Source organism: Candidatus Delongbacteria bacterium (assembly GCA_041675285.1).
Lineage (GTDB): Bacteria > CAIWAD01 > CAIWAD01 > CAIWAD01 > CAIWAD01 > CAIWAD01.
The window spans coordinates 134,515-157,502 of record JBAYTZ010000008.1 but is presented as its reverse complement, the minus strand read 5'-3'; the positions used below and the strand labels follow the sequence as shown (position 1 = coordinate 157,502).

The window sequence follows — 22,988 nt, the reverse complement described above, 5'->3', positions numbered from 1 at the left end:
CGGAATGGCGTGACGTAGCTTTATCGCCGTCCGCAAAGCTGACAGAATCAGAGAAAGTCCTTGCGCCAGCCAGCGGGGATTGCTCTCTTGAGTCCCGAATGGGCCGTTGGCGCGAATTCGTCCTGCCAAAGCGGCTTACTGGTTCACACAAAGGACCTGTCTAGTCGCGGAACGCTCCCCCCCACGCTCCGCTACGGGTTGATTCACGGCCTTTCGTCCCGGCCACCCAACAAGTTCTGGAGCCCCGCATGCCGCACCTTGTCCGTCGCCTCAGCGCCTTGGCCTTGCTGCTCACGGCCCTGACCTTCTCCACCAGCTGCATCGAGCACGAAGACGACCCCGCCTGCGACTTCCGCGGCCTGGCGTACACGGACTCCAGCGGAACCGTGCTGTTCACGGCCACCGGCGATCAGGACTGGTGCGTGGACACGCTGCAGACGCCGCTCCGGGACGCGCAGCTGCCCCCCGGCAGCAACGGCCTGGCCCCGGCCTGGCCCAACCCGGTGGAGGCGGATTCGGTCCACATCCTCTTCTCCCTGGCCCAGACCGGCCAGGTCCACCTGTGCCTCATCGCCACCACCTGCGACACGGTGGTCACGCTGGTGGACGGCCTGGTGGAGCAAGGCGCCCACGAAGTCATCTGGTCCCTGAAAGACGAGTTCGGCGTCCGCGTCCCCGCCGGGATCTATCGCTGCGCCTGGAGCTGCCCGGAACTGGATTGCGCGGGGGATATCTTGATCCCTTGAGAAAGGGAGATTGCGCGGGAAGGTGGCGCGGCCTGATTGGATGTTAGACACAATGCCATATGCATTGGGAGAATCATAACCGCTCGTCATAAGAGGTTTTGGAGGACTCGAGTTGCGAACAGTATATGCTGCCCAATTTCAGATTCAATGCTCGTCAGTTGACGAAGCAACGATTACACAAGAGAGCATCTCTTCGGCACTTGTCTCTTGGGTTGAAGGGAAATACCATCACGCCTGGCACACTGATGTGTCCGTACTGTTTGGTGGAACCGCTCTGGAGCCAATGTCTGGACACGAAGTGCGCGCGGAACAACAAGATGGTTCTGTAGGAGGTATGTTGACACTCGACTGGATTCATCCTGATGGTGAGGATCCCAGCGTCAATTGGAGCACATCATGGATCGTGGCGAGAGAGAATGACAGAATCGAGAGTTCTTGCGTAGTTAGGCTCGGATCGCGAGAATTTCGTATACGACCAACCAAACGTTACATTGTTGGAAGACCCAAACCACTTACCGCTATCATGCAACAATATCCATGCATGGTTGGCGAGTCCCAAATCCAAACACATGTCGGACGAGTGACTATTGACACCCTTGATCAATTTATCCAAGACTTGTTGTCAATAAAGAGATATCTTCCATTAATTCTCCTATCGCGTGATGCTTGGAGCGAGGAACCCGCAGTAGAGCCTGAACTCATTTTAAGACGCGTATTAGGACTTGCTAATGTTTTTATTATAGATAAACGAGCGTCTTTTGAATTAACTGGTGAACTTGGTCGTGCTTTATCTTGCTTTAACGGGGCAATTCGGGTTTATTGGCCGGGGTTCACGCGTAGTGCTGACCCAATGAACCATCCGCTCTTCTTATCGGAAAAACTTGAATACCATGCTAACAGAGGTGAAGCAATAGATGAGCATCTGTTTCGAGTTTTCTCAGGCATCGCTGCACTTCGGTTTTCAGAGGGACACCTCACAAAGCGAGTGCGGCAGGATCTGGACCTGAAACGAGTTGATCAAGATGCTGCCCTTCGAAATCAAGTTGCAGAACATCAGCTCAGCACAGCAACGTTGGAAGAGGAGCTATTGAAAAGCTGGGGTGCAGCAGACAAACTCAGAGCTGAGAGAGATGCAGCCCAATTCCGTGCAGCGGAGCTTGAGGAAGAGATTGCTCAACTAAAATTGAACCTTGCTGCCATATGGGAGTACCGGGGTGACACTGTAGTTGCAGAAGAAGGGCAACAAGCCACGCAGCAGGTTACATCTGTTGCAGACGCACTTCATAAGGCCGAGAAACAGTGGCTAGGAACACTTGAAATTTGGCAATCAGCAATTGAATCAGCTGAAAAATCAAATTTTTGCCGCCCAGATGAAGTGTTTGAAGCCTTAGATGCAATGAACCAATTGGCTGTTGCATGCGCAGTTGCAAAGAAGGGCGGACAATCTGTTGGACCTTGGGAGCAGTTTTTTGAATCAAGAGGAATCAAATACGCACCAACCGAGAGCCAAAACACCTTAAATATGTACGGTGACGAAAGACAATTCAAGAATAAAGGGCTTCGTAAACAAATGCTCCGACACCTAACGCTAGGTGGAGGTGACCGTAGCAATTGCCTCCAAATTTACTTTGATCTTGACGATAATACTGGTTTGATTCAAATAGGATATTGCGGCGTTCATCTTTCTTATTATGGGCAAAGAACCTAACGATAAACTCCAACATCAAACAAGACGCACGTTTCAACTTGTTCGTCGCGAAGTAGAGTGTTGAGGGTTCAGTGTTTGTGTCTAACACTTATGAGGTCTCCAGAGTCAAGGAAGCGTAGAGATTTCTTCCGAGTTCTTTTCGGTTCTTTGATGTGAAGGCATTGAGCGAATCCCGACTTGGTTTTACAATTGGGCGCAGGTCGAACCCGTCTAGGGACCTGCACCAAACACCTATCGAGGGTCACGAATCGGCGTTGTCGATCCGGCAAGAGCGGGTGTTCTTGGCGCCCTAGAAATCCATCGGTGCCCAAGTACCGGCCTTCTCACTGTTGGGGCTCGGCGGATGTCATCCAATCAGTTGCAGGCTCAGGGATAGGGCAGGATCCTATCCTCAACGCCTTCCGGCTATTGGATGGGCGGCCCGCCAATCACTGCTTGGGTTCGGGGAAGGCAAGCGCCGCGCTAGGCGCGTCGCGGCTGAAGCCACCGTTAACCGAACTCCCTATCAACCGGCTTGACTGAGAAGCCAAGGATTAAGGGTGAACATGAGGTTGTCCAGACTTGCACTCTTTCCGTTGTGCTTATGCACGCTTCTTAGTGCAATGCCTGGTCAGGCACAAGAGTCGGGCTCCATCATTGGCTGGGGTTATAGTGTCGTTGTAGAGCCGGACGCGCTGGAAGGACTCTTGACCATTGTAGCCGGTGGATCGCACAATCTGGGCCTCAAGGCTGACGGCTCCATCGTGGGCTGGGGTAGAAACGACAAAGGTCAGTGCAACATTCCCACTCCCAACGCGGATTTCGAGGCACTTGCAGCAGGTCTTTATCACAGTCTGGGCCTGAAGGCCAACGGCTCCATTATCGCCTGGGGATCGAATGAGTACCGCGCATGCAACGTCCCCTCCCCCAACGCGGATTTCGTGGCACTCTCAGCAGGCACTTATCACAGTCTGGGACTGAAGGCCAACGGCTCCATTTTGGCCTGGGGATTGAATGAATTTGGCGCATGCGACGTGCCATCCCCCAACACGGACTTCGTGGCACTTGCGGGGGGAGTGCTTCACAGTTTGGGTCTCAAGGCCGACGGCTCCATAGTCGCCTGGGGTGAAAACGGTGATGGTCAATGCGACGTACCTGCTCCCAACACGGACTTCGTGGCCCTTGCGGCGGGCGGTCGTCATAGCCTTGGTCTCAAGGCCGACGGCTCCATCGTGGCTTGGGGTGGAAACAGCTATGGCCAATGCAACGTCCCAGCCCCCAATGAGGGTTTTGTTGCCCTACTGACAGGCCTCCATCAAAATCTGGGCTTGAAAGCTGACGGCTCCATCATTGCCTGGGGCGATAATGGGTATGGCCAATGTGAAGTCCCCGAACCCAACACAGACTTCGCGGCCCTCGCTGCAGGCATTTATCACAGTCTGGGACTGAAAGCTGATGGCACTTTTATGGCCTGGGGTAATAACGACTATGGTCAATGCATCGTCCCCGCCCAAAACGCGGACTTCGTGGCGCTGGCTGCATTCGGATGGCACAGTATGGGCCTTAAGGCCGACAGCTCCATCCTGATTTGGGGCAAAAGTGGCGCTGACCTGAGCGACGTCCCCGCCCCCAATGAAGATTTCGTGGCTCTCGCAGCAGGCAGTTATCACAGACTGGGCCTCAAGGCCGACGGAGCTATCGTGGCTTGGGGCAGGAATAGCGAAGGCCAATGCGACGTCCCCACACCAAACGCGGACTTCGTTGCCCTCGCGGCGGGCGGCCTGCACAGTCTAGGCCTCACGACGGACGGTTCCATCATCGCGTGGGGTGACAATGGACATGGCCAATGTGAAGTCCCAGATCCCAACACAGATTTTTTGGCACTTGCGGCTGGCGACAACCACAGTCTGGGCTTCAAGGCCGACGGCACCCTCGTTGCCTGGGGTGAAAATGGTAGTGGACAATGCAACGTCCCCGCCCCCAATGTGGACTTCGTGGCACTTGCGGCGGGCAGTAATCACAGTCTGGGCCTTCACTCCGACGGTTCCATCGTCGCGTGGGGTGACAATGGACATGGCCAATGTGATGTCCCCGCCCCCAACATAGGCTTTGTGGCACTTGTGGCGGGCAGTAATCACAGTCTGGGTCTTCATGCCGACGGTTCCATCATCGCGTGGGGCGACAATGAGTATGGCCAGTGTGATGTTCCCGCCCCTAACGCAGACTTCGTGGCGCTCGCGACAGGCTGGTTTCACAGTTTGGGTATCAAGCGACCCGACTTGGTCGTTGATAAACCCCATGCCGGAGGCGCCCATGCTTCGAGCCTCGAGATCAACGGACTGACGCCCAACCCCTTCAACCCCAGCGCATGGCTCTCCTTCACGAAGCACACGGCCGGGCCCTTGACTCTTAAGGTCTTCGATGTCAGTGGCCGGTTGGTGTTGCGGCGGGAATTGGGCGAGTTTGCGCCAGGTAGGCACGAGGTACGCTGGGACGGGCGGAATTCGGCAGGGCGCAATGCTGCTTCCGGCCTGTATGTGTTGCAGTTGATAGACGCGCAGGGCGAATCCAGCACGGTCAAGGGGTTACTGCTGCGCTAGATATAGCCCAGCTTATTTTGTTGACTAACGTGAGTTTGCAGCCAATTTTGAGATTTGTAGCCTACGTTTGCAGACTTTTGGGAGAACAATTATGGCCATCCCGTTCGTTCCTCTCATGATGGCAGCCCTTGGCATGTTGTCCGCCGCCGGCGATCTAAAGAAAGCATGGTCTAAACCTCCAGCGGATTCACCCATTGAAAAGCGGGTTTCCGTCATTGAAGAACGAGAAGCGCAGCAAGCTCAATTAATTGAGAATATGGCGCTGCAAATCAACTCCTTGACTTCCGCCCTGCACGTGTTGTCAACCTACACGAAGATCGCTTTTGCCCTGGCTGCAGTGTCATTTCTAAGTGCTATCGTTACACTTTTCCTTGTACTAAAGTGAGTCATTTATCGATCAATCATCATGGATGGAAACATGGGTAGATAATGACAAGCGTCACGCCAATCGTGCTCCGGCAGAAGCAAGCGTTTGACTCAGGAATGAGACTCTCAGAATAGAGGCTTTAACAGATGGAACTTGAGTCATTTAATCCTCCTTACGTAGTCCGTTGGCGAACAAGAAGATTTGCGTCATCCTTAATCCCTTGTTACACTGAGTGGCATATTTCATACTATTTATATACTTCTATTTGCGGAAAATATATGCCGCCAAACATTTCGCATGATACGATATCTTTAGAGATAACCGATGACATTCATTTTGTTTCATGTTTCAAATGTTTCGAAATACTGAAATCAAGATTGATTAAAGAATACGATTCAACGGATCAGGTAAGAACTGAACTAACTAAAGAACCGGAGTTTTGTAAGTGCCCAGTGCCCAATTGTGGAAGGGAAGTTGAGTCAAGAAAGCTACATGCACACCTTTTTCATTCTCATGATGCAGTGATCTGCCTAATTGAAAACTGTGGATCCATCTTTTCAAAAGATGATATTGACTCACATATGAATGGTTTTCATAGTTTGATACGGTGTCCTTTTGAAGATTGCGACGATTTTATCGATTTCGACCTATTCAAAGAACATCTTTCTGATCACGGGTTCTTGAAACAATGATAAACTCAGTAATTCATCCAAGCCTGGGGATTATTTGACAATTAATTACGAAGCCTTTAAGAAACAAAGAAAGAAGGCGTGAGATGACCAATGCGCCCCACCTTCCCCTGAATGAAATCGGAGTTCCCCATGACCAACAAGTTCTTCCTCCCCGCCGCCACCTTCCTCTCCGGCTTCGGCCTCTGGCTGGCCTATCTGGCGTGGACGGAATGGAGCTGCGCCGTGGGCGAGCAGCCCGCGTGGTGGGGCGTGGGCGTCTGTCTGCTGGTGGGCGGCCTGGTGGTCTTCTCCGCGCGGGCCTGCAACCGGGCGGGTGGGCCGGTGCTGGGCAGCTACGTGCGCGGCGGGCTGCTGCTGGTGTTGGCGGCGCTCACGGTCTGGCGCATCGGCTGGCTGGCCGGCGGCGTGCTGGCGCTGGCGGCTCTTGGCGTGGGGTGTCTGGCCTGCGGCGCGGGCTGCCGGCCGGACGACTCCTCGACGAAATCCTGATCAGGAGACGGCGCATGCGGCCGATAGCTCGGTTCCAGTTGGGACTGCTCCTCTTGCTGATCCTGGCGCCCTGGGCCGCGGCCCAGGGCTGGGTGCGCACGTACGGCGGCCCGGGCGACCAGCGCGCCAACGCCCTCTGGGCCGGGCCGGACGGCCGCCTCACCTTCACGGGCCGAACCTGCGCCCCGGGCGATCAGCGCGGTGACTTGTGGGTCGTCCAGGTGGATTCCACGGGCCGCGAACTCTGGCAGCGGCGGCTGGGTACGCCCAAAGGCAATGAAGAAGGCTACGCCCTGGCGCCGCTGGGGGCGGAGGGCCTGCTGGTGGCGGGCTGCGGGTATCCAGGCAGCAAGAAAGAGGACAAAGGCCGCTCGCGAGCCAAGCGCCTGACGGGTCTGGTGCACGTCTTCTCCCCCACGGGCGAGCTGCGCTGGAGCCTGGAGCTGGAGCAGGTGGAATTGCAGGCGGCCTTGGCCCTGGAAGACGGCGTGCTGCTGGCGGGCTGCGAGCGGAGCGGCGCGGGCCACGCCTGGCTGGGCCTACTGGACCTGGAAGGCCGCTGGCGCTGGACGCGGAGCTACAGTTCGACGGACAGCACGCGCTTCGACGGTCTGGCCCGCCTCTCGGACTCGAGCTACGTGGCCGTGGGCAACTACCGCTCCGCCGGCACGGGGCCGCGCAGCGCCTGGTGCGTGGCCGTGGATGAAACTGGCGAACCGCTCTGGCAGGCCTTCAGCGGCACGCGCGACGACATCTTCCGGGCCGTGGCCGTCCACAACGGCGTGGTCAGCTGCGGAGGCGGCAGCAGCGACCACTTCTTCCTGGAGAACATTCCCGTCTACAACCAATTCCTGCTGCGCCTCAGCTCCGCGGGCCAGCCGCTGGACTCGCTGCGCGTGCCCACCCGGCGCTTCGAGCTGATCACGGCCCTCTGCGCAAACGACTCGCTGCTCGTGCAGGGAGGCTACAGCGCTGGCGATCCCCTGTCCACCCAGCCGTCACGCATCGGCGTGCACGTGCAGGCCCGGGGCGCCGGCTTCACCCCGCGCTGGGAGCGCAACCTGGACTACCTGGACTACGGCATGGGCAAGGCGCTGCTGGCGCTGCCTGACGGCTACGTGCTGGCGGGCCTGGCGCGCGTGGACCGCGCCGTCGACGCCGACGCGCTGTTGCTGCGCCTGGATGCGGCGGGCCGGGTGGATTCCACGCTCCCGCCGGCGGGGCCGCTGCGCTCGGAGCCCGAATGAGCGCCGCACGCCACCCGCTTTCCCACGTCGGCCAAGCGCTGCGCCGGCTGGTTTCCGCGGGAGTGGGGCTGGCCCTGCTGGGCGGCCTGGGCTGCGGACCCAGTCCACTCTACGACCTGCGGCCCCGCGCCGACGTGGATCTGCGCGTCCCCGCCGGGGCGGATTCCAGCGCCGGCCGGGCCGCCGGCCCGGGCGCCCTCCCCACCACCTTCTTTCTGGAAGGCCTGGAGTACTGCCGCGTGCGGGGCGACAGCACGGAGTGGATCGTGGCCTATGACCGCAACGATCACAAGCGGCTGAGCTTCGACATGGTCGTGGTCAACCGCGGCCGGAACGCCCGGCTGATCTCGCCCGCGGACGTCTCCCTTGTGCTCCCGGCGAATCAGAAGCAGGGCTCGTCGGAGCGGATCCTGGCGGCGCGGGATCCCGAACCCGAGCTGCTGCGGCTGGACTCCCAACTCTCGGAGGAGTCCAACCAGCGCACGCTGATGATGGCTTTTGAACTGGTGCAGATCGCGGGCGAACTGGCCGAGGACCTGACGCCGGCCCTGCGGCCGGACACCCCGGAGGGCCTGGCCGCCCAGGATGAACGCCACGCCGAGCAGCTGGCGGATCGCGAGGAGGCGCGGGCTTTCCATGAGGCCCACCAGAGCGGCCTGGAACAGAAGAAGCAGTGGTGGATCCGGCGCGCGCTGCGGGCCACCACCCTGCCACCGGGCGTGCCCTTGCGGGGCGTGGTGCTCTTTCCTCCCGCCGGCCCCGTGCAGCAGGTGCGACTGCGGCTGCGCTGTCAGGCGGGCGAGACCCTGGAACTCCCCTTCAGCAATCAACGGCCGGACAGCACCGGCCCATCGACCCCTTCAGACTAAGGAGCTGCGGCATGCTGCGCTGGATCATCGTGTGGGGAGTGGGCCTGGCGGCCCTGGGCGCGCCGCGGCTGGCGGCCGAGGAGCTGCCCAAGTTCGGCAAGGTCACGGCGGAGGAACTGCAGTTGACCAGCGTTCCGGAGGATCCGGAGGCCGACGCCGTCTGCTTGTTTGACCGGGGCGAGGCGCGGATCGTCCAGCGGGATCGGGGCTTCAAGGTCGAGACCTACCGCCAGGTGCGGATCAAGATCCTGACCGAGCGCGGCAAGGAGGCCGCCAGCGTACGCGTGCCCTTCTGGCACGAGGACCACCTCTTCGACGTGGACGCCTACTGCCTGGCCCCCGACGGCACCAAGACCCGCCTCAAGGCCGCCGACGTCCACGAGGAGCCGGGCGAGGAGTTCAAAAGCGTGCAGTTCGCCGTGCCCGGCGCCCAGGTGGGCTCCGTGCTGGAGTACCGCTACCAGCTCAACAGCGATCACGTGCGCACGCTGGACCCCTGGGAGTTCCGCGGCCCCTGGACCACGCTGCGCAGCCAGTTCTCGCTGGTGCTCTACCCGGGCTTCCGCTACAACATCCACCTGAAGAACATGCCGGAGCTCCAGCCCGAGGTGCGCGCCGTGCTGCTCACCGACGGCGGCAGCGGCAGCTGTCTGACCTGGACCGCGACCCGGCTGGCCCCCCTGCGGCCGGAGCCCCAACTGCGCAACCTGGTGGACCAGGGCTCGGCGCTGCTGGTGGAGCTGGTCTCCTACCAGGACGGCTACCAGTTCCTCGATTTCTCCAGTAGCTGGACCACCATCGTCAAGGAGTTCCAGGAGAACGAGCAGCGGCTGGACAAGCTGGGCGCCCGCCGGCTGGACGAGCTGCTGGCCGCCCACTGCCAGGGCTGCCCCACGGCCCGGGACACGCTGCTGGCCCTGCATGGCTTCGTCAGCCGCCGGCTGGCCTCCAGCCAGCGCGGGCGGATCTACGAGCGTGCGCCGCTGTCGCAGCTGCTGGAGCAGTCCGTGGGCACGGAGATCGAGAAGAACGTCTTGTTCTGCGACCTGCTGCGCCGGGCGGGCTACCCGGCGCGCCCGCTGCTAATCAGCACGCGCGACCACGGCACGGTCTGGGAGAACATGGTGGCGGCCTGGCAATTCAACCACCTGCTGGTCCAGCTCGAGCTGGACGGCCAGGCGCTGGTGCTGGACACGGCCTCGCCGCACTGCCCGCTGGACCTCTTGCCCGAAGACAAGCTGGTGGAGCGCGGCCTGCTGGTGGACGAGGGGGAGGGCCGCTTCCTGAGCCTGAAGCCGCCGGCCAGCATCAGCATGCTGCACGTCCAGAGCGAGGCCTGGTTGGACAGCCTGGGCGACCTGCACGCCAGCAGCCTGTTGCGCCACGAGGGCTACCACGCCCTGCGGGCCCGCGTGGCCCTGGAGCAACAGCCGGAGGCCGAGTTCGTCCAGGCCGCCCTGGCCGGCTGGTTCGGCCAGGCGGAGTGCGACTCCTTCCGCTTCGAGACGCGCGACTCCCCCGCCGAGCCGCTGCTGCTCAGCGTCCACTACCGGGTACCGGGCTTCGCCCAGCGCGCGGGCGGACAGTTCTACCTGCCCGTGCCGACGCTCAACCGCCTCAGCGCCAACCCCTTTCCCGACCCGGAGCGCCGCTACCCGGTGGACTTCCCCTGCCGCCTCACCTGGAGCGACGACCTGACCCTGCACTGGCCCGCGGGCTGGAGCCTGACGCAGACCCCGCCAGCGGCGCGCCTGCAGTGCGGGGGCCTGAAACTGCTGGCTGCCGCCGAGGCCGGCGCGCAATCGCTCCACATCCAGCGGCACTACCAGCAGACCCAGCTCAGCTACGGCGTGCTGGAATACCCCAAGCTGCGGCAGTTCTACGACCAGGTGGTGGCGGCGGACCAGGGCGGCCTCGTGCTGCAGCGCACGGCGGCCCGCTGATGGGTGCGGGCTGGGTGGTGTTCCTGCTGCTGGCGCTGGGGCTGACGCCGCTGGTCCACGCCGCGCCGGACGGCACGCCCGACGCCGTGATCCGCTCGGACCACAGCGAGTACGAGGTGCTGGACGACCAGCGGGCCGTGCTGCGCCGGCAGCTGGTCCTCGAACTGCGCAACGCGGCGGGCAGCCAGCGCCACGCCAGCTGGAGCACGTGGGAGGATTCCTTCCGCTCCTGCACGCGCTTCAAGGCGCAAATCCGCGATTCCAGCGGCCGCGTGGTGCAGCGCTTCGACAAGGGCGATCTGCACCGGGAGAGCGCCTCTGACGATCCCGCCCAGCACCGGGACGACGTGCTCGTCTGGGGGGATTTCCGCTGGGGCCGCTATCCGCACACCCTCGAGCTGGAGACGGAGATCGCGTTCCAGTCGCTGTTCTTCTGCCCGAGTTGGGACCCCCAGGCCGAGATCCCCGTCCAGGCGGCCAGCTTCACGCTGCTCAATCCGCGCCACCTGCCCTTCCGCACGCGGCTGCTGGGCTGCGCGCCGGACAGCGTGCAGACGGCCGACGCCGACAGCAGCCGGATCTGCTGGAGCCTGCGCGACCTGCCGCCCCGCCTGCGCGAGCCGGGCATGCCCGGCGAGGACCGCCAAACCCTGGGCCTGCGCCTGGTGCCCGACCGCTTCCAGCTGGGCGGCGTGGCCGGTTCCTTCGCCAGCTGGAGCACGCTGGCGAACTGGTTCCGCGAACTGGCCCGGGGTCGCGCGCAGCTCGACCCCGCCACTCGGCTCGCAGTGCGGGAGCAAGTGGCGGGCCTGGCCACGCCGCGCGAACAGGTGGCCGCGCTCTACTCCCACCTGCAGCGGCACACGCGCTACGTGTCCATCCAGCTCGGGGTGGGCGGCTGGCAGCCCCATTCGGCCCAGCACGTCCACGAGGTCCGCTACGGGGACTGCAAGGACCTGAGCTTCTACATGATCGCCCTGCTCGAGGCCGTGGACATCCCGGCCTGGCCGGCCCTGGTGCGCACGCGCGAGCGGGGCGCCCTGCGGCCGGACTTCCCCTCCAACGAATTCAACCACCTGATCGCCTGTGTGCCGCTGGGGGCGGACACACTCTGGCTGGAGTGCACGTCCGACGAGCTGGCGGCGGGGGAATTGCCGCCTTCCGACGAAGGCCTGCAGGTCCTATTGATCGGGGAGTCGGGCGGCGCGCTGGTGGGCACGCCCCAAAGCGCGGCGGACGCCAACCGCTGGATCGGCCAGCTGAGCGCGCAGCTGGAACCCACGGGCCGGGCCGCGCTGGCCGGCCGCCTGGAGGGACGCGGCCAACCCGCCCGGGTCCTGCGCGGCGCGCTGCGCCCCCTGCGCGCCGCCGAACGCGTGCGCTGGCTGCAGGACTGGTTGGAACCCTGCTTTCCCGGTCTGGAACTGCAGGCCGGACCCGAACTGACAGGAGCCGACGAAATCGGCCGACCGCTGGCGCTGGAGTTCCGCGCGGCCAGCGCCCACTGGGCCCAGCGGCTGGGTCCGCGCTGGCGCGTGGCGCCCTTTCGCCTGCAGGCCGTGCGGCGCGCGGAGCTGCCCGCGGCCGGGCCGCGCCGCTACGCCCTGGAGCTGGAATCCGCCTTTTGGCAGACGGACACCGTCCGCGTGGCGCTGCCGGCCGGCTACCGGCTGGAAGCCGCGCCCGAGTCCCGGGAGATTCGCTGGGCGCTGGGCAGCTACCGAGCCGACTATCAAGTGACAGAGGCGGGTCTGCTGGCCACGCGCGAGTACCGGCTGGAACAGCGGCGCATCCCGGCGGACGCTTACGAGGAATACCGGCGCTTTCTGCAGGCCGTTTGCCAGCAGGACGAGGCGGGCTTCATCCTCGCACCCGCGCAAGCGGCGGCGCCCTGAACCGGCTGCTATGCCCCGGCCGCACCCGTCAGCCCAGTTCCACGGGCAGCAGGCCGCCCAGGTTCAGGCCGTGGGCGTCGCCCGTCACCAGCAGGGCGCGGACCTCCACGCCGGCGGCCACGGCGCGGCGCAGGCCCGCCGCCCAGGCAGGATCGATGGCCGCCGCCGGGCGGAACCCGCGCAGCCCGGAGCGCTGGACCATCAGCAGCAGCAGGGCCCGGCCCCCCTCCTCCACAATGGCGCGTAGTTCGTCCAAGTGCTTCAGGCCGCGCACGCTCACGCTGTCCGGAAAGCCGGCCCAGCCGTCCTCCAGCCGAAGGGTGACGCTCTTCACCTCCACCCAGCAGACCGCCCCCGCCTCCGTCTGGCCGCGGAAGTCCAGCCGGCTGGCGCCCCGCCGGACCTCGGCCCGCCAGTTCCAGCCCGCGGCCAAGCCGGGCAGCAGGCCGGACTCCAGCGCCTCGCGGGCCATGGTGTTGGCACGCAAGGTGTTCACCACGATCCAGCCCGCGCCGTCGTGGATCAGCTCCAGGGTGTGGGGGAGTTTGCGCGTGGGGTTGGCGCTGTGGGAAAGCAGGACGGGCCAGCCGGGCCCCAGGCAGCTGAGCATGCTGCCGGAGTTGGGCACGTGGACGGTGAGGATGCGGCCGGAGGGCTCCTCCACGTCCGCCAGGAAGCGCTGGTAGCGGCGCAACAGGCGGGCGGGCTGCAGGGGCGGGTCGAAAATCACGGGGTTGTAACGGAGCCGCTGGTCTCCTCCAGCTCGTCCAGCAGGGCCACGGCCCGCCGGGCGTGCGGGATCACGATGCTGCCGCCCACCACCAGCGCCACCTCCAGCGCCTCCATCAGCTCCGCGGCCGTGTAGCCCAACTCGTGGCAGCGGATCAGGTGGTAGCGGATGCAGTCGTCGCAGCGCAGCACGGCGGAGGCCGTCAGGCCCAGCAGTTCCTTCTGCCGTGCCGGCAGCGCGCCGTCCTGGTAGCAAGCGTGGTCCACGGAGAGAAAGCGTTTGAGGTTGCGGCCGGAGCGGGCCTGCAGGCGCTCCTGCAGACCGGCGCGCTCCTGCTCGAAGGCGTCGCGCAGGGACATGGGAACCTCGTCAGTAGGTGCCGCTGATGTATTCGTGCAGGTAGCGGTTGGTGGCTTCGCTCTCCTCGAGCAGGGCGAAGATGATGTCGCCGATGGAGACGACGCCCTCCAGCTTGCCATCCGCGAAGACCGGCACGTGGCGGATGCGGTTGTGCACCATCAGGCCCATCAGGTACTGCAGGGAGTCGTCCGGCGTGGCGATCACCACCTCGCGGGTCATGATCTCCGCCACCGTCTGGTCGCGCAGCTTGCGCGCGTCCCCCAGCCCTCGGCGCAGCACGTCGCGTTCCGTGACGATGCCCGTCACCTGTTCGCCCTCCCGGACCAGCAGGGAGCCCACGCGATGCTCGATCATCCGGTCCAGCGCGGTCTGGACGCTCTCCTCCGGCCGCGTGGTCTGGACCTCGCGACCCTTCTGGTTCAGCAGATTGCGGACCTGCATGGCTTCCTCCTGGCTGGTGATGATGCTCCGAACAAGATATGGCTTGCGCGGCCGCCTGCGGTCTCCGGCGGGCGCCTGTTTCATCTTCCACAGGTCCGGTGATTTTTGCCCAGCTGGCGCGGGCCGCGCGTCCGCAGTGATCGGCCGCCCGCGCCGCGTTCCACCCGCGCCGGCCGACGGTCAAGTCCCGTTTCAGCAAGCCTTTCCCGAACCAGGCCTGGGGTCAACCAGCCCCTGGCCGGCGGAGCGCCGGCGGACGACGACCCGCCCCGTCACCCGCAGCCCCGGCCGGCCCCGCCCGGCGTGCACTTTCCGGGCGGGCAAGCTTTAGAACTTTGGAAGTTCTGCCGATAGACCGAGAGCGCGCAGCCAGGCCCCTGCCGGCCCGCGCCGAAACCTGCAACCCCATGTCCGCGAAACTCTTGTGTTTCCTGGATTTGTCTTGGCCGGGAGGTGATCGTGCACGCCACCACGCCCCAGTTCGTGCTGCTCTGCCAGCTTCTGGTGCAGTCCATGGAAGAAGTGCCCCCGGCGCGCCAGGAAGCCGAACGAGAAGCGATCCTCGAACGGTTGATGGGACATTTGATGCGCGAGGGCCTGGTCTTCGACCGCGCCTTCGCCGGCCGACTCTTCGACCAACTGGTGGCCGAAGAGCCCGCGGGCCTGCCCGGCGAGGCGCGCATCGACGAACTGCGCGAGAAGGTCCGGCGCCAGGAGTACTTCAACGAGGCCGTGCTCCAGACCGTGGGCGAACGCCTGCTCTGGGTGCTGGGCAACCAGCCCTGAGATCCCCACCAGCGAACACGCCAGCCGCCCACCCGGGCGGCTTTGCTTTTTCCAGCCCGCCCGGTCCTCCCCGGCGCTCCGTTTCACGGACAGCGGCCGATTGCTACGCTTGCAGCGCCGCAATTGAGTGGAATGGAATGCCATGCCCCCCCGCCTGAAGGCCTATCTGTGGATCGTGATCCTGCTGGGCCTGGGCGCCGGCGGCCTGGATCTGCGACTGCTGGCCCAGGAGAGCATCCCCCTGGCGGGCTGGCTGGAGCGGCTGGTCTGGTTCGGCCTGCTGCTGGGCGTCTCGCACTTCCCCATCGTCTCCCGCAGCGGCGGCGCCGTCTCCACCCTCAACAGCGCCCTGAACTACTGCCTGCTGCTCAGTTTCGGCGCGCCCTTCGCCGGGCCGGCCGTGGCGCTGAACTCGGTCTATCTCAACTTCATCCGCCGCCGGGCCATCTGGTACAAGGTGTTGTTCAACGCCGCCCAGATGCTGCTGGCGGTCAACCTGGCCCACCTGCTGTTCCGCTGGGCGGGCGGGCAGACCGGCCAGACCCCGGCGCTGGACCTGCCGCTCAGCTACCTGCAACTGGTGCTGCCCTTCGTGGGCGTGGTGAGCGCCAATCTGCTGCTGGTCAGCCTGGCCGTCCGGCTGGAGCGCGGCACGCCGCTGGGCCAGCAGATGCGCGCCAGCCACTACTTCGACCTGGGCGGCAACACCATCCTGCTCTATCTGGGCGCCCAGCTCTTCTACCTGAAGATCGAACTGGGCTGGCTGGGCGTGGCGCTGGCCACCGTGCCGCTGGTCTGGGTCCACACCTACCTGCGCCGCTACAACGAACTCAAGCTCGTCCACGCCCGGTTGGACGAGTCCAACCAGTCGCTGCGCGAGCGCGGCGAGGAGCTGGAGCGCGGCAACCGCGTGCTGGAGGACCTGAACCGCAACCTGGGCAGCCAGGGCGACCGGCTGCGCGCCCAGACCCAGGAGCTGGAGGCGGCCAACCAGCAGCTCCAGCAGATGAACGAGGACCTCCAGCACACCCGGCGCACCCTGGTCCGGGCGGAGAAGCTCAAGACCATGGGCCAGATGGCCGGCGGCGTGGCCCACGACTTCAACAACATCCTGGGCGCGATCATCGCCCGCTCCGAGCTGCTGCAACTGGAGGAGCTGCCCCCCGCCGTCCGCGACGGGCTGGCCAGCATCCACCGCAGCGCGCTGGACGGCGCCGCCGTGGTGCGGCGGATCCAGGACTTCTCCCGGGTGCGCGAGCAGCAGGACTTCGAGCGGCTGGACCTGAACGCACTGGTGGAGGATTCGCTGGAGATGACCCGCGCCTTGTGGCGCGACGGCGCGCACCGACTGGGCCTGACCTACGAGATCCGCCGGGACTGCCCGGCCCCCGTGGCCGCCTGGGGCAACGCGGCCGAGCTGCGCGAAGTGCTGCACAACCTGATCCTCAACGCCCTGGACGCCATGCCCGGCGGCGGCGTGCTGAGCATCTCCACCCGCAGCCGGGAGACCGGCGTGGAACTGGTGGTGACGGACACGGGCCAGGGGATGGGCCGGGACGTGCTGGAGCACATCTTCGACCCCTTCTTCACCACCAAGGGGCCGCGCGGCAACGGCCTGGGCCTCTCGGTCTGTTTCGGGATCATCGAGCGCCACCAGGGCGAGATCCGCGCCGAGAGCGAGCCCGGCCGGGGCAGCGCCTTCCGCATCACGCTGCCCGCGCCGCCGGCGGATTCCGTCGCTCCCGTGCCCGCCGCGCCCTCCACGCGCGAGACCCTCCAGGGCGGCCGGCCGCACACGGCCCTGGTGGTGGACGACGAGCCCGACGTGCGCGCCGTGCTGGTGGACACCCTGCGCCTGATGGGCCACGAGGTGCGCGAGGCCGCCTCGGCGCCCGAGGGCCTGGAGATCTGGCGCGAGCAACGCCCCGAGCTGGTCTTCACCGATCTGGGCATGCCAGGCATGAACGGCTGGGAGTTCACCGACCGCCTGCGCCAGGAAGCCGGCGAGCGCCAGCCGCTGGTGATCCTGGTCACCGGCTGGGGCGCGCAGATCAAGCAGGAGGACCTGCAGCGGCACGCCGTGGATCGCGTGCTGCCCAAGCCCTTCAAGCTCAAGGAGCTGGACCGCCTGCTGCGCCAGTTGGACGAGGCCGCGGCCGGCGAAGGCGCGGTTGGCCCAACCGGCGGCGGGGCAGTTGGCCCCGGCGGCGCGGGATTCTGATCTTGCCCGCGTGAACACACGTCCCGCACCCCCACCCTGGCACCAGTCCTGGTTCGACCAGGACTACCTGACCCTGTACCAGCACCGGGATCCCGGCGAGGCCGCGGCCTTCCTGGACCGGCTGGCGGGTTGCGGGCTGATTCCGCCGCCCGAGGCCTGCGGACCCGTGCTGGATCTGGCCTGCGGCGCCGCGCGGCACAGCCTGCTGCTCAGCGCCCGGGGCTACCGCGTGCTGGGGCTGGACTGGTCGCAGCCCCTGCTGCGGGCCGGGCTGGCCGCCCGGGCCGGGGCGCGTGAACCCGTGCTGCTGCGCGGGGATCTGGGCCGGCTGCCCTTCCGCCGCGGCGCGGGCCTGGTGCTCTCGCTCTTCACCAGCCTGGGCTATCTGGACGACGACGCGGCCAACGCGCGGGTCTGGGACGGCCTGCTGGCCCTGCCCCGGCCGGGCGGCCGGCTGGTGCTGGACACGCTCAATCCGGCCTGGCTGCGGGCCGGACTGGTGGCCGCGAGCGAGCGCCACGTGGGCGACTGGCGCGTGCTCGAACAGCGCCGCCTTCTGCCCGCCAGCAACCAGGTGGAAAAGACGATCCGCTTCGGTCCGCCCGGCGCCGAGCCGCGAGAGGTCGTGGAACGCGTCAAGCTCTACGGGCCGGATTGGTTCCGCGGGCCGGCGCGGGCCGCCGGGCTGCGCGAATTGGCCCACTGGGGCGACTTGGATGGCCGGCCCTGGCAGACGGACGCCCCGCGCAGCATCCTGGTCTGGGAGCGGGACGCATGAGCCTGCCCAGCGCCCTCAACGCCAGCCTGGCGCGACCCCTCTCCCCGGCGGGCCGGGAACGGCGGGCCGCGCTGGCCCCGCTGCTGGCGGCCCAGTGGGAATCCGCCCCCGACGCGGCGGAGGCCCGCGCCCTGGACCGCCTGGGGCACGCGGGCAGCCTGCTGGTCAGCGGCCAACAGGCCGGCCTGGCCCTGGGGACCTTCCTCTTGCTCAGCAAGTGCACGGCCCTGCTGGCCCTGGCGGACCGGGTGGAGGCCGCGGGCCACGCCCGACCGCTGACGGTCTTCTGGCTGGAAGGCAACGACCACGACTGGCGCGAGGCCGCCAGCCCCGGCCGACCGCTGCCCGAGGGCTGGAGCGCCCCGGCCCCGGCGGGCGCCGAGGGCCACCCGGTGAGCCGCATCGTGCCGGACACCGCCTGGTGGGCCGGGCAGCAGGCCGCCCTGGCGCCCGTGCTCGAGGGCCTGGACGAGCCGCTGGGCGACGGGCTGCGCGCGGCCCTGCGCGGCAGCCTGGTGGAGCACACCCGGCGCCTGCTGCGCGGGCTGTTCGCCGGCAGCGGCCTGCTGGTGCTGGATCCGGCGGACCCGGCCCTGCGCGCCCTGGCCGCCCCGTTCGCCCGGCGCCTGCAGGAGCACGCCGCCGGCCTGGGCGCCGACCTGCGCGCCCGGACGGACGAACTCAAGCGCCAGGGCCGCCGCACGCCCGTGGAGGTGGACGAGCGTCCGCCCTGGTTCACGGAGGACGAGGCCGGCCGGCGCCGGCGGGCCGAACCGGGCGAGAGCGTGCCGGCCGAGCGCTTCAGCCCCAACGTGCTGACCCGGCCCCTGCTCCAGGACTGGCTGCTGGAACCCGCCGCCGCCCTGCTGGGGCCCAGCGAGCTGGCCTACACGGCCCAGGCCGAGACAGCCCGCGCGCGACTGGAGCTGCCGGCCGTGCTGCCCCTGGCGCGACCCACCGTGCAGCTGATCCGCCGCGCCGACCACTCCGCGCTGCGCTCGGCCGGGCTGGATCCCTGGAATCCGCCCCAGCCCGGCCAGCCCTGGCCCGAGGAGCTGCTGCTGGGCCTGCCGGGCGGAAGCGAACTGGCCGCGCGCCTGGCGCTGCTGGAACAGGCCCGGGCGGAGATCGGCGGGCTCTGCGCCGCCGCCGGCCGTCCGGACCTCGAGCAGCTGGGCCGGCGCCAGGAGGCTCTGGCCGAGCAGATCCGCCAGGCCCTCTGGACGGCCCACAAGGCCGGGCACAAGGACACGCTGCGCCGCCTGCACGGGCTGGCGGCCTGGCAGGACGGGCCGGACTCGCCCCAGGAGCGGCGCCTGAACGCGCTGGCCCTGCTGGCGCGCCTGGGCGGTCCGGCCGTGTTGGCCGGCCTGCGCCGGGAGCTGGATCCGCTGGCGGCCGGCCAGCAGCGCTTCGTCTGCGACCCGATGGGCGGGGTGGAGCGGGAGTAGGGCGGGGTCGGGAAGGGCCTGCCGCCCAGGAGAAAGGGAAACACGCATGCTCGATCTGCTGGCCTTCGGGCCGCATCCGGACGACGTGGAGATCTGCGCCGCCGGCACCCTGCTCAAGGTCAAGGCGCGGGGGGGCCGGGTGGGGATCGTGGATCTCACCGCGGGCGAGATGGGCACGCGCGGCAGCCGCGAGATCCGCGCCGCCGAGACGGCGGAGGCCACGCGCCGGCTGGGGCTGGAGCTGCGGCGCTGCCTGGACCTGGGGGACGGCCGGCTGCGCGAGGGCCGCGAGCCCGAGCTGGCCGTGGTGCGCGTCCTGCGCGAGCTGCGCCCGACCGTGGTGCTGGCGCCCTGGGGCGTGGACGACCATCCGGACCACGAGCACGCCGCCCGGATCATCCGCAACGCCTGCTTCCAGTCCGGGATGGGCAAGGTGGAGACCGGCCAGCCGCCCCACCGGCCGCGGGCCATCCTCTCCTATCCGGGCCGGCGCGAGTTCACACCCAGTTTCGTGGTGGACATCACGCCCTGGTGGGACGAGCGCCTCCACGCGGCCCGCGCCTACAAGAGCCAGTTCCACGACCCGGCGAGCACGGAGCCCGCCACGGCCATCAGCTCGCCCGACTTCTGGCACTTCATCGAAGCCCGCGCCATGTATTACGGCCAGCTGATCGGCACGCGCTACGGCGAGGCCTTCTGGAGCGAGGGCACGCTGGAGATCGAGGATCCGCTGGCCCACTTCGCCCGCGGCGGCGGGCCCCAGCTGCCTTCCCGGAGCGCATCATGAAACGCATCGGCATCATCTGCTACCCCACCCAGGGCGGCAGCGGCATCGTGGCCACGGAACTGGGCCTGGAGCTGGCCAAGCTGGGCCACCAGGTGCATTTCATCAGCTACCGGCGGCCCTTCCGGTTGGACCGGATCTACCCCAACACGCACTTCCACCAGGTGGAGGTCAGCGAGTACCCGCTCTTCGAGTACCCGCCCTACAGCCTGGCGCTGACCTCGAAGATCGTCGACGTGGCCACGCGCTCGGGCCTGGATCTGGTGCACGCGCACTACGCCATCCCCCACGCGGCCAGCGCCTGGATGGCCCAGCAGATGCTCAGCGAGCGCCTGCCCGTGATCAGCACGCTCCACGGCACGGACATCACGCTGGTGGGCCAGGATCCGGGCTACCTGCCGGTGACGCGCTTCACGCTGGCGCACTGCCAGGCTTTGACGGCGGTGAGCGACTTCCTGGTGGCCGAGACGCACCGGGTCTTCGGGCCGGAACTGCAGATCCAGCGCATCCACAACTTCGTGGACACGGAGGAATTCCAGCCCCGCCGCCGGCCCGAGCTGCGCGCCTGTTTCGCGCTGCCTGGCGAGAAGATCCTGCTCCACGTCTCCAACTTCCGGTCCGTGAAGCGCATCCCCGATGTGCTGGCGATCTTCGCGCGGCTGGCGGCCGCCCACCCCGTCCGGCTGGTGCTGGCCGGGCTGGGCCCGGAGCGCAACGCGGCCAAGGAGCAGGCCCAGGAACTGGGGGTGGCCGAGCGCGTGCACTTCATCGGCAACCAGGAGTCCATCGTCGATTTGATGAGCGTGGCCGACCTCTACCTGCTGCCCTCGCAAACGGAGAGTTTCGGCCTGTCCGCGCTGGAGGCCATGAGCTGCGGCGTGCCCGTGCTGGCCAGCCGGGTGGGCGGCCTGCCCGAGCTGATCGACGACGGCGAGACCAGCTTCCTCTGCCCGCTGGGCGACGTGGAGGCCTTCGCCGAGCGGGGCGGACGCCTGCTGGCCGACCCGGCTTTGTATCACCGCATGTCCGCCGCCGCCCGGGCCGTGGCCGTGGAGCGCTTCGCCATCGAGCGCATCCTGCCGCAGTACCTGGAGGCCTACGAGCGCGTCCTCGCCTGAGCGGCGTGTGACACAGTTGACCGCGACGACCCGGTCCGCCGTGAGACAACGGCCGGCCGACCCAAGCAGGAGCGATTCGTGACCATCCAACCCCGCCTCTACAACGGCACGCGTGATCTGCTGCCCGCGGACATGCTGCCCCGGGAACGCGTGCTGGCGGAGTTCCGCCGCAGTTTCCAGCTCTTCGGCTTCGCCCCGGTGGAAACGCCGGCGCTGGAGTACCTGGAGATCTTGACCGGCAAGTACGGCGACGACGAGGCCCAGCTCCTCTACCGGCTGGACTACCGCAACGACGACCCGGCCCGCCGGCTGGCCCTGCGCTACGACCTGACCGTGCCGCTGGCCCGGCTGGTGGCCCTGCATCCCGAGCTGCCCCTGCCCTTCAAGCGCTACCAGCTGCAGCCCGTCTGGCGCGCCGACCGGCCCCAGCCGCACCAGGGCCGCTACCGCGAGTTCATGCAGTGCGACCTGGACACCGTCGGTTCCACCAGCTTGTCCGCCGACGCCGAGATCGTGGCCGTCTGCGCCGATCTGCTGGGCAAGCTGGAGCTGCCGGGCTTCGTGATCCGCCTGAACCACCGCCGCCTGCTGGGCGCCATCGTGGAATTGGCCGGGCTGGACGCCGACCAGGAAGCCGCGGTTTGCGGCGCCGTGGACAAGCTGGACAAGGTGGGCCTGGAGGGCGTGCGCAAAGAACTGGGCCAGCGCGGCCTGGCCGAGGCGGCCGTCGCCCGCGTGCTGGAGCTCATCACCCTGCCGGTGGACTTCGCCGACCCGGCGGCCCTGGCCGCGCGGCTGGCCGACCATCCCGCCGGCCGGCAGGCCCTGGACGAACTGCGCGAACTGCACGCCCAGTTGTTGACCCTGGGCGTGGCCGGCGCCCACCTCAAGCTTGACCTGACCCTGGCCCGCGGCCTGTCCTACTATACGGGCCCGATCTTCGAGACTGTGCTGCCCGCCCTGCCGCACATGGGCAGCCTGATGGGCGGCGGGCGCTACGACGGCCTGGTGGGCATGTTCCTGGGCCGCGACCTGCCCGCCGTGGGCGCCACCCTGGGGCTGGACCGGATCCTCACCGCCCTGGCCCAGTTGCGGCCGGGCCTGGCGGAGCGGACGCCCACGCGCGTGCTGGTCAGCCGCAGTTTCCCGGAGACCGACGCCCTGGCCCTTCAGCTCGCTGCGCGGCTGCGCGGGGCCGGCGTGCCCACAGAGATCGCCCTGGAGCCCGGCAAGCTCAAGAAGCAACTGGCCTACGCGGACAAGAAGGGCATCCCCTGGGTGCTGGTGTTGGGTCCCGACGAGGCCGCCCAGGGCCAGGTCTCCGCGCGCGACATGCGCGGCGGCCGCCAGCAGACCCTGAGCCTGGCCGGGCTGGAGGCGGATCCCGGGCGCTGGGAACCCACGGCGGGTGCCCCGGCTTGAGCGCCCCTCCGGATCCCGTTTTCAGGGCGTCGACCGGCCCGGGCTCAAGTCCGGCCGATCGGCTGCCGAAAAGAGACGAATCCCGCTTTCCCGGCAACGGGATTCCGCCACCCAAGGCGACCCCCCGGCGGGAGGAAGTCCCGCTCCAGCACCGGATCCGGGGCTTTGAAGAAAGCTGGGGCCGGGGTCAAAAGGTTTGGACAACGAGGGTCAAGTCCTAACTTTGCGCAGCCATTTCGAGGGTCGGAGTGGCCGACCCGAACTACACAGCCATGACATGTTCGAACATACGAGGTCAAGACACCGGACGGTATGTCGCTCGAGTGAGGATTCCGTTACCTGGCGCGCGCGCCCAGGAGGGT

19 protein-coding genes are annotated in these 22,988 nt (G+C 66.7%); 16 read left to right on the top strand and 3 right to left on the bottom strand.

The window, feature by feature from the left end; genetic code table 11:
* Positions 1-248 precede the first annotated feature (248 nt).
* The 9 genes from WC326_09980 to WC326_09940 all read left to right on the top strand — a co-directional run bounded on the left by WC326_09980 (position 249) and on the right by WC326_09940 (position 12,535).
* Complete coding sequence (locus WC326_09980) at positions 249-746, top strand: hypothetical protein (protein MFA7331387.1); 498 nt, start codon at positions 249-251, stop codon at positions 744-746.
* A 112-nt stretch (positions 747-858) separates the two neighbouring features.
* A complete protein-coding gene (locus tag WC326_09975; GenBank protein ID MFA7331386.1) occupies positions 859-2,454 on the top strand; it encodes a hypothetical protein in 1,596 nt (531 codons plus the stop codon).
* A gap of 686 nt (positions 2,455-3,140) precedes the next feature.
* Positions 3,141-5,033: a FlgD immunoglobulin-like domain containing protein gene (locus tag WC326_09970; protein ID MFA7331385.1), complete on the top strand. Its 1,893-nt coding sequence runs from the start codon at positions 3,141-3,143 to the stop codon at positions 5,031-5,033.
* 91 nt (positions 5,034-5,124) lie between these two features.
* Positions 5,125-5,418, top strand: coding sequence for a hypothetical protein (locus tag WC326_09965; protein MFA7331384.1), 294 nt, complete (start codon positions 5,125-5,127; stop codon positions 5,416-5,418).
* Positions 5,419-6,221: 803 nt separating this feature from the next.
* Positions 6,222-6,581, top strand: coding sequence for a hypothetical protein (locus WC326_09960; GenBank protein MFA7331383.1), 360 nt, complete (start codon positions 6,222-6,224; stop codon positions 6,579-6,581).
* Positions 6,582-6,595: 14 nt separating this feature from the next.
* Complete coding sequence (locus tag WC326_09955) at positions 6,596-7,828, top strand: hypothetical protein (GenBank protein MFA7331382.1); 1,233 nt, start codon at positions 6,596-6,598, stop codon at positions 7,826-7,828.
* The gene (locus WC326_09950; GenBank protein MFA7331381.1) at positions 7,825-8,697 is read left to right on the top strand and encodes a hypothetical protein; all 873 of its coding nucleotides are present in this window, start codon (positions 7,825-7,827) and stop codon (positions 8,695-8,697) included. The genes WC326_09955 and WC326_09950 overlap by 4 nt, the downstream gene beginning before the upstream one ends.
* Before the next feature lie 11 nt (positions 8,698-8,708).
* The gene (locus WC326_09945) at positions 8,709-10,640 is read left to right on the top strand and encodes a DUF3857 domain-containing protein (protein ID MFA7331380.1); all 1,932 of its coding nucleotides are present in this window, start codon (positions 8,709-8,711) and stop codon (positions 10,638-10,640) included.
* Positions 10,640-12,535, top strand: a complete 1,896-nt coding sequence (locus tag WC326_09940; GenBank protein MFA7331379.1) for a transglutaminase-like domain-containing protein — start codon at positions 10,640-10,642, stop codon at positions 12,533-12,535. The genes WC326_09945 and WC326_09940 overlap by 1 nt, the downstream gene beginning before the upstream one ends.
* Before the next feature lie 28 nt (positions 12,536-12,563).
* Here the strand turns inward: WC326_09940 and sfsA are convergent, their stop codons facing one another.
* From sfsA to WC326_09925, 3 genes are read right to left on the bottom strand one after another with little or no spacing between them, the layout of a single operon-like run.
* Complete coding sequence (sfsA, locus tag WC326_09935) at positions 12,564-13,265, bottom strand: DNA/RNA nuclease SfsA (protein MFA7331378.1); 702 nt, start codon at positions 13,263-13,265, stop codon at positions 12,564-12,566.
* Positions 13,262-13,624 (bottom strand): carboxymuconolactone decarboxylase family protein, encoded by a 363-nt coding sequence (locus WC326_09930; GenBank protein ID MFA7331377.1) that lies wholly within the window; start codon positions 13,622-13,624, stop codon positions 13,262-13,264. The genes sfsA and WC326_09930 overlap by 4 nt, the downstream gene beginning before the upstream one ends.
* A gap of 10 nt (positions 13,625-13,634) precedes the next feature.
* On the bottom strand, positions 13,635-14,066 hold the full coding sequence (locus tag WC326_09925) for a CBS domain-containing protein (protein ID MFA7331376.1): 432 nt from the start codon (positions 14,064-14,066) through the stop codon (positions 13,635-13,637).
* A 459-nt stretch (positions 14,067-14,525) separates the two neighbouring features.
* Between WC326_09925 and WC326_09920 the strand changes: the two genes are divergently transcribed.
* The 7 genes from WC326_09920 (at position 14,526) to hisS (ending at position 22,626) form a co-directional block, all read left to right on the top strand.
* On the top strand, positions 14,526-14,852 hold the full coding sequence (locus WC326_09920; protein ID MFA7331375.1) for a hypothetical protein: 327 nt from the start codon (positions 14,526-14,528) through the stop codon (positions 14,850-14,852).
* Positions 14,853-14,994: 142 nt separating this feature from the next.
* The gene (locus WC326_09915; GenBank protein MFA7331374.1) at positions 14,995-17,073 is read left to right on the top strand and encodes an ATP-binding protein; all 2,079 of its coding nucleotides are present in this window, start codon (positions 14,995-14,997) and stop codon (positions 17,071-17,073) included.
* A gap of 10 nt (positions 17,074-17,083) precedes the next feature.
* Positions 17,084-17,851 (top strand): methyltransferase domain-containing protein, encoded by a 768-nt coding sequence (locus tag WC326_09910; protein MFA7331373.1) that lies wholly within the window; start codon positions 17,084-17,086, stop codon positions 17,849-17,851.
* Positions 17,848-19,302: a bacillithiol biosynthesis BshC gene (gene bshC / locus WC326_09905; GenBank protein MFA7331372.1), complete on the top strand. Its 1,455-nt coding sequence runs from the start codon at positions 17,848-17,850 to the stop codon at positions 19,300-19,302. Before WC326_09910 ends, bshC begins: the two co-directional genes overlap by 4 nt.
* A gap of 46 nt (positions 19,303-19,348) precedes the next feature.
* Positions 19,349-20,089, top strand: a complete 741-nt coding sequence (gene bshB1, locus WC326_09900; protein MFA7331371.1) for a bacillithiol biosynthesis deacetylase BshB1 — start codon at positions 19,349-19,351, stop codon at positions 20,087-20,089.
* A complete protein-coding gene (gene bshA, locus WC326_09895) occupies positions 20,086-21,204 on the top strand; it encodes an N-acetyl-alpha-D-glucosaminyl L-malate synthase BshA (protein MFA7331370.1) in 1,119 nt (372 codons plus the stop codon). The genes bshB1 and bshA overlap by 4 nt, the downstream gene beginning before the upstream one ends.
* A gap of 78 nt (positions 21,205-21,282) precedes the next feature.
* Positions 21,283-22,626 carry a histidine--tRNA ligase gene (hisS, locus tag WC326_09890; GenBank protein MFA7331369.1) on the top strand — a complete coding sequence of 448 codons (1,344 nt, stop codon included), beginning with the start codon at positions 21,283-21,285 and terminating at the stop codon, positions 22,624-22,626.
* Positions 22,627-22,988 lie beyond the last annotated feature (362 nt).

Excerpts from the sequence above, each read along its gene's own strand:
- WC326_09980 (MFA7331387.1), top strand. The coding sequence starts at position 249 with ATGCCGCACCTTGTCCGTCGCCTCAGCGCCTTGGCCTTGCTGCTCACG.
- WC326_09965 (MFA7331384.1), top strand. The coding sequence starts at position 5,125 with ATGGCCATCCCGTTCGTTCCTCTCATGATGGCAGCCCTTGGCATGTTG.
- WC326_09960 (MFA7331383.1), top strand. The coding sequence starts at position 6,222 with ATGACCAACAAGTTCTTCCTCCCCGCCGCCACCTTCCTCTCCGGCTTC.
- WC326_09955 (MFA7331382.1), top strand. The coding sequence starts at position 6,596 with ATGCGGCCGATAGCTCGGTTCCAGTTGGGACTGCTCCTCTTGCTGATC.
- WC326_09950 (MFA7331381.1), top strand. The coding sequence starts at position 7,825 with ATGAGCGCCGCACGCCACCCGCTTTCCCACGTCGGCCAAGCGCTGCGC.
- WC326_09945 (MFA7331380.1), top strand. The coding sequence starts at position 8,709 with ATGCTGCGCTGGATCATCGTGTGGGGAGTGGGCCTGGCGGCCCTGGGC.
- WC326_09940 (MFA7331379.1), top strand. The coding sequence starts at position 10,640 with ATGGGTGCGGGCTGGGTGGTGTTCCTGCTGCTGGCGCTGGGGCTGACG.
- WC326_09930 (MFA7331377.1), bottom strand. The coding sequence starts at position 13,624 with ATGTCCCTGCGCGACGCCTTCGAGCAGGAGCGCGCCGGTCTGCAGGAG.
- WC326_09925 (MFA7331376.1), bottom strand. The coding sequence starts at position 14,066 with ATGCAGGTCCGCAATCTGCTGAACCAGAAGGGTCGCGAGGTCCAGACC.
- WC326_09915 (MFA7331374.1), top strand. The coding sequence starts at position 14,995 with ATGCCCCCCCGCCTGAAGGCCTATCTGTGGATCGTGATCCTGCTGGGC.
- bshC (MFA7331372.1), top strand. The coding sequence starts at position 17,848 with ATGAGCCTGCCCAGCGCCCTCAACGCCAGCCTGGCGCGACCCCTCTCC.
- bshB1 (MFA7331371.1), top strand. The coding sequence starts at position 19,349 with ATGCTCGATCTGCTGGCCTTCGGGCCGCATCCGGACGACGTGGAGATC.
- bshA (MFA7331370.1), top strand. The coding sequence starts at position 20,086 with ATGAAACGCATCGGCATCATCTGCTACCCCACCCAGGGCGGCAGCGGC.